Here is an 11197-nt window from a genome sequence, read left to right as displayed (position 1 = left end):
GGCGGGGCGGGTCAGCGCAGGCCGGACTCGAAGGCGTAGATCGCCACGTGGACGCGGTTGCGCACCTGCAGTTTGTGCAGGAGGTTCTGCACATGGGTCTTGACGGTGTGTTCGGACAGCGTCAGCGACCGGGCTATCTCGGTGTTGGACAGGCCGCGCGAGACGAGGTCGAGGATCTGGCACTCGCGGTCGGTGAGCCGCGCGGGCGGCACGTCGGAGACCGGTGCCGTGGTGCGGGTGGCCCGTCCGGCCGGCGGCGGGCAGGCGCAGACCGGGGGTTCACGGGTCAGCGAGTATCCGGCGGCGGCCAGTGACACGGCCGCCGCGAGCTCCCGCGCGGTGGTCGTCGCGGGCAGGTGTCCGCGCAGCGCCGGGGCGGGCCGGGGGCCGGGCTCGGCACCGCCGACGGTGAGGACGGGGGTGTCCGGTCCGACGGCGTCGAGCAGCGCGCCGGTCTCCTTCTCGTCGCGCAGACCGTGCGCGAGCAGCACGTCGGGTGCGTGCGCGCGGACGGCGGCGAGCGCCCGCGGGCCGGGCTCGTCCTCGCCGACCACGGTGATGTCCCCCTCGCCCCGCCCGTCGAGCAGGGATCTGATGCCGGCCCGTGCGAGGGGATCGGGGCCGAGCAGGAACAGCCGTACGCCGCACGCGGCGGGGGCCTCCCCCGGCAGCACCCGCAGCACGGAGGTCCGTGCGAACCCGGTCGCTGTTTCCGTCATGACGCCCCCTCACACTGGTCGACGTCAGGCACGCTAACCGCGGCCCGGCGCCGCCCCCCGCCCCTTCCAGCAGCCCTCGAGGCCCGACCGAGCGGATCCAGAGCCCCACCCGCACGCGGACCGCCCGGCGGGCGCGGGGGCCCGCAGCTCCGGCCGGCCCACCGGCCCGGCGCACCTCCGCCCGGGCCCGCCCGGGGGCACCTCTGGCCGCGCCCCGCCCCGGCCGGGGGTGCCCGGCCCGGGCGGGGGTGCCCGGCCCGGGCGGGGGTGCCCGGCCCGGGCGGCGCAGGCGTCGCATTCGGCGACAGAGCCGCGGATGCCGACGGCGGGCGCGGCGCCCCGCCTGACGCGGCGCCGGGGAGCCGCGGCCGACGAACGCCGACGGCCGGGCGGCCGGGCGGCCCGGGGGGGGAGAGATCACGGACTCCGCCCCCGGCGCCGAGGCGGGTGCCCGGCGCGGGCGGCGGGGGGGTGCGTGTCGCCGACGCGCATGCGTTGAGTCTGACGCGGTGTCAGGGGGCACGGGCCACCGGCGCCCCTGCGCGTGCGGCGGCCGTCGCCACCGAGTGCCGGGGCCGGTGGCCTGGACGCGGGTGCCGGGGCTCGTGGCCGGGACGCGGGTGCCGGGGCCGGTGGCCGGGTCGCGGGTGTCGGGGGCGTGGGTGGGGGCGGGGGCCGGGGGGTCGCTCAGGGCGGGGGTTGGGACATCAGGGTCAGGAAGCCCGGGTCCAGCATGGTGCGGGCCGAGGTGTCGCGGGCCGGGTCCAGGCCCGCGTCGTGGCACGCCACGCTGAGCAGGTAGCGGCCCTGCACGGGGTGCGTGGCGAAGGACCACTCGCCGCGGGAGGCGGGTGAGCCGTCGGGGGCCAGGAGCCGGCCGTTGCGCAGGGAGAAGCCGAACTCCGTGAAGCCCAGCCGCATGCCCTGCCCCAGCGCCTTGGTGTACGCCTCCTTCAGGGTCCACAGCCGCAGCGTCTCGGCGGTCTGCCGGCCCTCCGGCAGGGCGGCCAGCTCGGCGGCCTCCGCCGGGGTGCACATCTGTGACCGCAGCAGGTCGAACCGCATCCGGCGGTCACCGGGTTCGGCGTCCACGCCGATCCGGCCGAGCCTCGACAGCCCCACGGCGAGCAGGTCCCCGGTGTGGGTGAGGCTGACGTCGATCTGATCGAACCCGCGCAGATACGGCCGGCCGCCCAGCCGGTAGGCGAGGTCGAGGGTCTCGGGCGCGACCCGCAGCGCGGCCGCCGCCGTGTACTTGATCAGCAGGCGTGAGGCGAGGAAGCGGTAACGGGACGTGGCGTCCGGGGCACGCCGGTAGCGGGTCCAGTCGCGGCCGAGGAGCTGACGCAGCCGCGGCTCGGCGAGCGCGGCCGGCAGCCACTCGCCCCACGACGTGTGGACGACCACGTTGCCGTACTCGGCCAGATCGTCGTACACCGTGCGCCACGGGCCGCCGACGCGCGGCACATGGACCGGGACGGCGATGCCCGGATGGTTCGTGAGGTCCATGGGCCTCTCCCCTCCTGCCGGCCGGCGCTACCCGGCGAGCTGTGTGGCGTACAGGTCGAAGCTGCGTCCCTCCCGGTGGCGGGTAAGCAGCTCCTCGAGGACCGATCCGGCGACGGAGTCGGGCAGTTCGGGGACGGGAAGACCGAGCCGCCGCCCGATCCGCGACAGGGCGAGGACCACCCACGCCGGATCGTCCAGGAAGGACCCCGTGCCGTCCTGGCCCTGCCACACGCCCAGGCACGCGGCCGCCGCCAGGACGAGGCCGTACCGCTCGGCGAGCGTGCAGGCGTACGGGTCGACGAGGACCGATCGGGCGGACTCGGGCAGCGCGGCGCACAGTTCACGCAGGGACCGCATCTCGGTGGCGAAGGCTTCGGCGAGGCCGGCGAGCGCCGACCAGACCGGCCCGGGCGCGCTCTGCTCGGCCAGCCGCTCGGCGCTGCCCACCAGGGAGGCGACGAGCACGTCGGACCGGCCGGCGACACCCAGCCTGCGGTAGTCGAGGGCCGGCAGCGGAGCCTCCGGCAGGAACAACCGGCTGGAGGGTTCGTCGGTACGGAACCACGACTGCCGTGCCAGCGTGCGCAGTTGGGGCACGATCACCGCCTGGCAGGCCGCCGTCCCCGCGTGTCCGAGCCCGGCCACGGGCAGGTCGCGCACCAGCTTCTGGAAGCCCCCGTACAGCGGTCCGCGGTCGTAGCCGTGCGCGCCGAGGACGGTGGCGAGCTCCTCCAGGTCCTCACGCAACAGCTCCGGCACGGTCATCTTCACCGCGGCGGCCGGCAGATGGGCGTCGTCGGGGAGCAGGCTCAGCGCCCGCAGGCCGGTGAGCGCCATGCTGTCGCAGGCCAGCAGGTCCGCGAAGACCCCGGCCAGGGCGGTGTGCCAGCGGCGGGCCGGCCGGTTCCCGGTGCGCCCGGTGGTGGCCGCGCGTACCGCGAACCGCAGCACGCTGTCGGCTCCGGCCACGACGGTGCCGGGGATCAGGCAGCGGTTGACCTGGTAGGTGCGCAGCGCGAGGGCCACGCCGTCGCCCGTCTCACCGACCAGGGCGTCGGCGGGTACCGGGCAGCCGGACAGTTCCAGTCCCGCGAACCGGCTGCCGCGCATACCGGTGGTGCGCACCCGCTCGAGCCGGCGCAGTGCCCCGGAGGGCAGCCGTGCGGCGTCGAGCAGCAGCACGGAGTGGCTGCGCGGGCCGGCGGCGGTCGCGGTGCGGGCGTAGGTGACGAACGTGTCGGCCCGGTCGGCGTTGATCACGACGTCCTTGCGGCCGTCCACGGTGAAGCCTCCGCCGGGGATGGACCGGGCGCTGAACTCGTCCCGCAGGACGGCGTTGGCGTGCGCGAGTTCGTGGTGCAGGATCGTCACCCGGCCGGGTTCCCCGCCCAGCAGCCGTGCCGCGACGTCGGCACGCTGACGCGCGTCGCCGGCCGCCCACACGGCGGAGGCGCCGAACAGGGCCGTGATCCCGAAGCCGAAGCCGAGCGCCGCGTCACGCCGGAACAGCGGGCGCAGCACCCGGGCGAGGACGTCCGGCCGGGAGAGGCGGCCGCCGAGTTCGCGGGGCACGAACTCGGCGCCGAGACCGGCCCCCGCGAGCAGCTCCTCCGTGGCGGCGGGCACCTCGCGGCGGTCATCGGCGGCCAGCAGCGCCGCGTAGCCGTGCGGGTTGCCCGGATCGTGGGGGTCGCCGAGCAGCCGCTCGTACCAGTCGGCCCGCTCGGCGCCGCCCCGCGGTGCGGCGTCCGGCCGGGCCGGTACGGGGCGCACCGGCGCGGCGAGCGTACCGGTGGGCGTGGTCACAGGACCGTGACCGCGCTCTCCGCGTGCTGCTTGGCGAGGTTCATGGTGGCGGTGCTGTTGCGGCCCAGCGCCTCGCGCACGAAGCGGCGCGCCGCGGCGACACCGGCACCCTCGCCGAGCACCCGCTCGATGTTCTCCTCGCGCAGCACGACGCTGTGCCGCGAGGAGACCGTCACGCCCGTCTCGTCGGGCACCACGTTCCACTCGCCGGTGTGCGCCGACATCAGCGCGGGGGTCGCGGTCTGCTTGTAGACGATGCGGCCGGCGTCGGGGAAGCAGACGCGCACCGACTCGGTGGTGTGGGTGGAGCCGTCCGAGGTGACCGTGTCCATGGCCATCACCTGCACACCCGGCTCGTCCTCCGTGACGTCCAGGCGGGAGACGTGCGGGACCAGTTCGGGCCAGTCCGCGACCCGGTAGAGGAAGTCGTACACCAGCTCGGCCGGGCCGTCCACGCGGACGGAGTCCTCGAAGGTGAGCACCAAGTCGTCGAGTTTGGTCCAGCCCTCGGCCAGGGTGCGCAGGTTGGCGAGTTCGGCGCGGCTGTTGCCGTCGGTGGCGCGCTCCACCCAGGCCACGGCCTCCGGGTCGTCGCCGGCGACGGTGAAGTCGTGCAGCAGGGTCAGCTTCGACCGGTCGGCACCGAGCGGCTCGACGATCCAGGTGCCGCCCATCGACTGCACGGGCTCGGCGGGCAGTTCCTGGCGGAACTCCACGCGGCGCGCGACATGGTCGAGCACCCGGCGGGAGGTCCAGGACTTGATCTGGCCATTGGCGGTGGCCCACATGCGCAGCCGCTCGCGCGTCCCGTCGAACTCCAGCTGCTCCACGTGCACGTTGGGCGGGAAGTACAGCGGCCACTGGACGGCGTCGGAGATCAGGCCGTAGACCACGCCGGCGGGCGCGGCCACCGTCACCTCGTGCGTCGTGCGGTGCACTCGCTCAGCGGACATCTCAGCTTCCTCATTTCGCGGGTCGGGACGGTGTCGCGGGCGGGCGGACACGCCGGCCGGCGGTCGGGCGGGGCGCCGCGGTGCCGTGGCCGGGCCGGGCGGCGGTCCTGGCGCCGGCCCTTGCTGCGACCGTGTCGTGCTCGGCTCGATGTGCGGACGAGTCCGGCTCGAGGCGCGGTGCAGAACCGGTTCCGGTCAGGCGCAGGGTGTCCAGGGCCCTGGTCAGGGCGGTGTCGGTGAGCAGGTCGCCGCGGGCGGCGAGGTAGCCGTCGGGGCGGATGAGCACCCAGCCGCCGGCGCGCAGGCCGAGGGCGCCGCGCAGCGCGCCGTCGCGGTCGGCGAGCGGCGCGGGGCCCGGGCCGGGGCCGAGGGTGCGCACGGACATCCACGCGCCGTGCCGGCGGGCCGCGGCGGCGGCCGTGCGCACGCAGGGCGAGTCGGGCCCGTGGTGGCCGGGGGCGACGAGCAGGCTGAAGCGCACGTCGCGCAGCTCGCCGGCGAGCGAGGGCGCGGCGGGCACCGCTGCGGCGGCCCGTTCCCCGGGGTAGAGCACTCCGGGGCGCCGGGGCACCATGACGGGGGTGTCCAGCGGAGTGACGACGGGGACGGGTTCGGGTGTGCCGCCGGTCGTCAGGGAGCTGCGGGCATAGTGGATGCGCAGGCCGGAGATGCCGCCGAGGACCTTGCGCTGCAGGGCGCGGCGCAGCGGCGGCAGGGCGCGGACGGCGCCGAGGACGGCGGGCAGCGCGACACCGGCCAGGGCGTTCTTGAGCTGGACGAGGAAGGTGGCGGTGCGGGTCGAGCCGAGCAGGGCGCGGCCGATGGGCACGCGTTCCTCGCCGTAGGTGTCGAGCAGCGCGTCGCGGGCGTGGCCCCGGTGCACCAGGGCCAGTTTCCAGGCGAGGTTGTACGCCTCCTGGATGCCGGTGTTCATGCCCTGCCCGGAGGCCGGGCTGTGCACGTGGGCGGCGTCGCCGGCGACGAAGACGCGACGCTCGCGCATGCGCGGCACCATGCGCTGCTGGAAGGTGAACACCGATGTCCACTCGGGTTCGCCGGCGCTCACCCGGCGGCCGACGCCCGCCGACAGCCGGGTGGCGAACCGCTCGGTGGCCCCGGTCGCGCCGGCCTCGCCGGGCGCGGTGTCGAGCAGCCGCCAGTGGCCCTCGCGGGCGAAGGGCACCATCATCATGGCCTGGCCGCCGGTGTGCACCCAGTAGATGCTGTCGGGCGGCAGGTCGGTGCGCACGGGGGCGTCGGCGAGCATCCAGGTGTCGCGGCTGTCGCCGACGAGCGGCAGTCCGAGCTGTGCGCGCACGGTGCTGTGACCGCCGTCGCAGCCCACGAGCCACGCCGCCGCGCAGGTCTCCTCGCGGCCGTCGCGGTGCAGCAGCGTGGCCCGCACTCCGTCGCCGTCCTGCTCGAAACCGGTCAGCCGTACGCCCCATTCGACGTCCACGCCGAGCCGGTCGACGGCGGAGCGCAGCACGGCCTCGGTGCGGGTCTGCTCGACGATGAGGCTGTACGGGAAGCGGGTGGGCATGGTGGCGTAGTCCGCCTCCAGCCGGAGCCGGGGGCGGCCCCCCGCGCACAGGGTGAAGGCCCGGTTCTCACGGCCGTGGAACAGGAGCGGGTCCACCACGCCCATCTGGTCGAGGGTCTCCAGGGTGCGCGGGTGGACGGCGATCGCCCTGCTGGTCCGGGCGGGCCCGTGGGCCGCGTCGACGAGCCGTACGCGCAGGCCGCGGCGGGCCAGTTCGTGGGCGGCGGTCAGGCCGACCGGTCCGGCCCCGGCGACGAGGACGTCCGGCCGGGCCTCAGCGGGCACCGACGGCCTCCGGGTGCGAAGCGGCGCCGGTGACGTCGTCGTCGTCCTCGTACAGGGCGGGTTCAGCGGTGACGAGCGGCCTGAGGCCGGCGACGAGGCGCTGGAACTCCTCGCTGGTGACCGCGGCGCGGTGCGCCTCGGCGCTCTCCCACTCGGCGATCTCCAGGCGGACGTCGGGTGCGCCGGCCTGGCGCAGGGTGCGGTGGCTGACGTAGCCGGGCTGGGCCGCCATGTAGGCGCTCACGCGGGCGCGCACGGACCGGAACGTCTCGGGGTCGCCGTGCACGGTCAGCTTGTTGACGAAGGTCACCATGGTCTTGTCCTCCTGGGGATGCCGGATGGTCAGGCGGCTGCCTCGGCGGCGGCCTGGGCGTGCAGCCGCTCGCGCAGCGCGCGCCGGGCGGGCTTGCCGGTGGGGGTGCGGGGTACGGCGTCGAGGGCCTCGACGCGGCGGATGCGCTCGAAGGGCGCGAGGCGGGAGTTGGCCCGCTCGGCGACGGCGTCGAGCACGTCGAGGACGGCGTGGGGCGGCTGGCCGGCCGCGGCGGGCGGGTCGCGCAGCACGATCCCCGCCCAGACGGCGCCGCCGTGGACGGGGTCGGGCCAGTCGGCGACGACGCACTCGGCGACCCGGGGGTCCTCGGTCAGGACGCGTTCTACGGCGGCGGGCGAGACGAGTTCGTTGTCGTACTTGAAGACGTCGTCGAGGCGGTCGACGAGGTGCAGCACACCGTCGTCGTCGACACGGCCGACGTCACCGGTGCGGAACCAGCCCTCCGCGTCGATGCGGGACGGCGTGTCCTCGCCGAGGTAGCCGGCCATCAGCTGGGGGCCGCGGACCTGTACCTCACCGGCCTCGCCCGCGCCGAGGACGCGGCCGCTGTCCAGGCCGACGATCCGGCACTCGGTGCCGGGCAGCACCCGGCCGACGGCGCCGGGGGCGACACGGTCCCCGGGCCGCTGGTTGTGGGTGAGCGGGGAGAGCTCGGTCATGCCGTAGCCCTGGATCACCGGCACCCCGAGCGCCTGGCTCAGGCGGCGGGCGGCGGCGGGCGCCAGGGCGCTGCCGCCGGACATGACGACCCTGAGCGAGCCGGCGGCGGGTGTCGCCCCGTCCGGTGCGGGCAGCCTCGGGTCGGCGGCGAGGCGGTGCAGGCGGGCGGGCAGTCCGTAGTAGTGGGTGGCGCAGCTGCGGGCGGCCAGGGCGAGCGAGGCCACCGGGTCGGGGTCGCGGCACAGGATCTGCGCGGCTCCCGCGTACACCGCCGAGTTCAGGTGCATGGTGTGGAACAGCGGCAGGTGGTTGAGGGTGACCGAGTCGGGGCCCAGGCGGTGCGCGAGGGCGATCTGGGCGGCGTTGGCGACGAGGTTGCGGTGGGTGAGGCGGACCCCCTTCGGCCGCCCGGTGGTGCCGGTGGTGAACTGCACGCAGACCACCGCGGACGCGTCGGCCGGGCCGCCGCCGATGCCGAACGGCTCGTCGGACACCGCGTCGAGCGCCAGGTGCAGGGGGACGGCGTCGGCGGGGACGACGCCGTCGGGGGCGTCGGTGACGACGATCGTGCGCAGGTGGGGCAGCCGGTCGCGCAGCTTCGTCAGCACCTCGGCGAGCGCCGTCGGCACGAAGGCGACGGAGATGCGGGCCGCGGTGAACACATGGTGCAGCGCGGCCTCCGAGAGCAGGGGGTTGACCAGCGCGATCGTGCGGCCGGCCCGGCTGGTGCCGTAGTAGAGCGAGGGGAAGACGGCGTCCAGGGTGTTGGCCACGCCCACCGTGGCGTCCCGGTCCACGGCACGGCTCAGCCACCTCGCCGTCCGGTCGGCCGCGGTGTCCAGTGCGGCGAAGGTGAGGGTGTCCCGCCCGGTGGTGAGGGCGAGGCCCTCGGGGTCACGCGCGGCGGCCCGGCGCGCCATCGCGTCCAGGGGCAGGTCCGGGTACGTGAAGCGCGGCACGGCGTCCTCCTCGGGCTTCGTCGGGCTCCCGCCCGGTCCGGCGGCGATCGGCAGGCAGCACCCTCACGCTCGGCACACCCGCTCGAGACCCCGTCGAGACCGGCTCGACCCGCCCCGCAGAGCCGACGGAGCGCCCTCCGGCCCCGGGGGTGGCGGGCGGCGCGCCGACGGCAGGGTGGAGGGCCGACGGCCGGGGAACGGGTGACGGCCGGCGGCCGGGAGACGGCCATGGGCCGGGAGCCGACCGGCGGCCACCGGCCCGGTGGCGGCCGGGTGGCGGACGGGTGGCGGCCCACAGGCCGGGAGCCGACCACAGGCCGGGGGGCGGCCATGGCCGGGAGCCGGGTGACGGCCACAGGCCGGGTGACGGCCATGGGCCGGGAGCCGGGTGGCGGCCCATGGCCGGGAGCCGACCGGCGGCCGGGTGACGGCCACCGGCCGGGAGCCGACCGGGTGACGGCCGGCGGCCGGGATACGGCCCTGCCGGGCGAGCGCTGCTCCAGTGGGGCCCGGGCGGCGCTCGACCGGAGGGGGCGAGCGTGCCGGTGGACGATACGGAAACCGGCACGATGGGAGCTCCCCGACATGACGCAGACGACGATCGACCGGCCGGATGCGACGGCCCTTCAGGAGGCCGTCCAGCAGGCCGCTGACCGGCTCGTCGAGGCCGGGGCCGCGGGCGTGCAGTTCCGGGTCACCCGCGAGGGGACCTCCTTCGTGGTCACCTCCGGTGTGGCGGAGCTCGGCACCGACCGCCCGGTCCCCGCCGACGGCCGCTTCCGCATCTCCTGCATCACCAAGCCGTTCGTCGCCGTGGTCGTTCTCCAGCTCGTCGCCGAGGGCAAGATCGACCTCGACCGCACGGTGGAGAGCTACCTGCCCGGCCTGCTGCCCTACGGCGAGAAGATCACCATCCGCAACCTGCTGCAGCACACCAGCGGCCTGTACAACTACATGGACTCGTTCCAGAAGCCGGGCGACCGCTTCCTGCGGGACCGCTACAAGCACTACGAGGCGGAGGACCTGGTCGCCATCGCGGCGGGCAAGCCGCTGGAGTTCGAGCCGGGCACCAAGTTCGCCTACTGCAACACGAACTACTTCGTCATCGGCCTGCTGATCAAGAAGGTCACCGGCCGCACCCACCGCGAGGAGATCACCGAGCGGATCCTCGAGCCGCTGGGCCTGACCGACACCGTGCTGCCCGGCGACGACCCGAACATCCCCGGCCCGCACGCCCGCGGGTACATGCAGATCGGCGGCGAGGCCGTCGACGTGACGCTCATGAACCCCTCCGAGGCGGGCTGCGCCGGCGAGATCATCTCGACCACGGCGGACCTCGACACGTTCTTCGCCGCCCTGTTCAGCGGAAAGCTCCTGGCCGAGGCGGAGTTCACGCAGATGACCAGCCCGCTGCCGCCGGAGATGATCGAGAACCTTCCGATGGGCATCGGCTACGGCCTCGGCATCATGAAGCTGGAGAACGACGACGACCTCGACCTGTGGGGCCACGGCGCCGGCATCCCCGGCTACGCCACCTTCGCGGCCACCACCCGCGACCTGAGCGCCCGCGTCCAGCTGTCGTTCACCATCGGTGACAAGGACTTCGGCCCGGAGGCCGAGCAGGCCGTCATCCGCGGGGTCAACACCGCCCTGTGCTCCTGAGGAGAGTCCCGTGCCGCAGCAGGTCGACCGGGCCGTCGTCGTCACAGGCGGCGGTACCGGCATCGGAGCCGCCACGGCCCGCGCGTTCGCGCGGGACGGGGCACACGTCCTGGTCGTGGGGCGCAGCGAGAACACCCTGAAGGAGACCGCGCGCGGACACGACCGCATCCGCACCCTGGCCGCCGACATCCACGACCGTGAGGCGCCCGATCTCGTGGTCCGCACGGCCCTCGAGGAGTTCGGCCGTCTCGACGTGCTGGTCAACAACGCGGCCGTCACCGGCTTCGCCGCGCTGGACGGCCTGGACCGCGACAGCGTCCGCGCCCAGCTCGGCACCAACCTCCTCGCCCCGGTGTTCCTCACCCAGCGCGCGCTGGACGCCCTGGAGGCGGCCAAGGGTGTGGTGGTCAACGTCAGTTCGGCCGGTTCCCTGGGGCGCCGGGCCTGGCCGGAGAACTCGGTGTACGGCATGGCCAAGGTGGCGCTGGACTTCCTGACCCGCACCTGGGCGGTGGAGCTGGCGCCGCGCGGCATCCGCTCGGTGGGCGTCGCCCCCGGTGTCGTGGACACCGGGGTGGGGGTGCGCGCCGGGATGCCCCCGGAGGCGTACGAGGCGTTCCTGGCCGAGATGGCGGGGAGGATTCCGGCCGGCCGGGTCGGCCGGCCGGAGGACATCGCCTGGTGGATCGTGCAGCTGACGCGGCCGGAGGCCGCCTACGCCAACGGCACGGTCCTGGCGGTGGACGGCGCGCTGTCCGTGACGTGAA

The 11197-nt window shown here is 75.4% G+C and carries 9 protein-coding genes; 2 read left to right on the top strand and 7 right to left on the bottom strand.

The window, feature by feature from the left end:
* Nucleotides 1–11: 11 nt before the first annotated feature.
* The 7 genes from AB0E88_RS00565 to AB0E88_RS00535 form a co-directional block, all read right to left on the bottom strand.
* Nucleotides 12–719 (bottom strand): response regulator transcription factor, encoded by a 708-nt coding sequence (locus AB0E88_RS00565; protein ID WP_361621375.1) that lies wholly within the window; start codon nucleotides 717–719, stop codon nucleotides 12–14.
* A 687-nt stretch (nucleotides 720–1406) separates the two neighbouring features.
* Nucleotides 1407–2228, bottom strand: coding sequence for a 4'-phosphopantetheinyl transferase superfamily protein (locus AB0E88_RS00560; protein WP_361621372.1), 822 nt, complete (start codon nucleotides 2226–2228; stop codon nucleotides 1407–1409).
* A 27-nt stretch (nucleotides 2229–2255) separates the two neighbouring features.
* Nucleotides 2256–4034: an acyl-CoA dehydrogenase gene (locus AB0E88_RS00555; RefSeq protein ID WP_361621369.1), complete on the bottom strand. Its 1779-nt coding sequence runs from the start codon at nucleotides 4032–4034 to the stop codon at nucleotides 2256–2258.
* On the bottom strand, nucleotides 4031–4987 hold the full coding sequence (locus AB0E88_RS00550) for an aromatase/cyclase (protein ID WP_361621366.1): 957 nt from the start codon (nucleotides 4985–4987) through the stop codon (nucleotides 4031–4033). Before AB0E88_RS00550 ends, AB0E88_RS00555 begins: the two co-directional genes overlap by 4 nt.
* Nucleotides 4988–4997: 10 nt before the next feature.
* Entirely contained in the window at nucleotides 4998–6815 is a 1818-nt protein-coding gene (locus tag AB0E88_RS00545) for an FAD-dependent oxidoreductase (protein ID WP_361621363.1), read from the bottom strand.
* Nucleotides 6805–7128, bottom strand: a complete 324-nt coding sequence (locus AB0E88_RS00540; RefSeq protein WP_361621360.1) for an antibiotic biosynthesis monooxygenase — start codon at nucleotides 7126–7128, stop codon at nucleotides 6805–6807. Before AB0E88_RS00540 ends, AB0E88_RS00545 begins: the two co-directional genes overlap by 11 nt.
* A gap of 29 nt (nucleotides 7129–7157) precedes the next feature.
* Entirely contained in the window at nucleotides 7158–8768 is a 1611-nt protein-coding gene (locus AB0E88_RS00535) for a class I adenylate-forming enzyme family protein (RefSeq protein ID WP_361621357.1), read from the bottom strand.
* Between the two features lie 585 nt (nucleotides 8769–9353).
* On the opposite strand from AB0E88_RS00535, the gene AB0E88_RS00530 reads away from it, so the two are divergent.
* Nucleotides 9354–10430: a serine hydrolase domain-containing protein gene (locus tag AB0E88_RS00530; protein ID WP_361621354.1), complete on the top strand. Its 1077-nt coding sequence runs from the start codon at nucleotides 9354–9356 to the stop codon at nucleotides 10428–10430.
* Nucleotides 10431–10440: 10 nt separating this feature from the next.
* The gene (locus AB0E88_RS00525; protein ID WP_361621351.1) at nucleotides 10441–11196 is read left to right on the top strand and encodes an SDR family oxidoreductase; all 756 of its coding nucleotides are present in this window, start codon (nucleotides 10441–10443) and stop codon (nucleotides 11194–11196) included.
* Nucleotide 11197: the final 1 nt, after the last annotated feature.

This window comes from Streptomyces sp. NPDC028635 (assembly GCF_040637635.1).
Classification (GTDB): Bacteria; Actinomycetota; Actinomycetes; order Streptomycetales; family Streptomycetaceae; genus Streptomyces.
The sequence above is the reverse complement of the archived record's forward strand: the minus strand, read 5'-3'. Positions and strand labels throughout refer to the sequence as shown.

Bases quoted from the DNA above. Each gene is read 5' to 3' on its own strand.
- AB0E88_RS00565 (WP_361621375.1), bottom strand. From the start codon at position 719: ATGACGGAAACAGCGACCGGGTTCGCACGGACCTCCGTGCTGCGGGTG.
- AB0E88_RS00560 (WP_361621372.1), bottom strand. From the start codon at position 2,228: ATGGACCTCACGAACCATCCGGGCATCGCCGTCCCGGTCCATGTGCCG.
- AB0E88_RS00550 (WP_361621366.1), bottom strand. From the start codon at position 4,987: ATGTCCGCTGAGCGAGTGCACCGCACGACGCACGAGGTGACGGTGGCC.
- AB0E88_RS00540 (WP_361621360.1), bottom strand. From the start codon at position 7,128: ATGGTGACCTTCGTCAACAAGCTGACCGTGCACGGCGACCCCGAGACG.
- AB0E88_RS00530 (WP_361621354.1), top strand. From the start codon at position 9,354: ATGACGCAGACGACGATCGACCGGCCGGATGCGACGGCCCTTCAGGAG.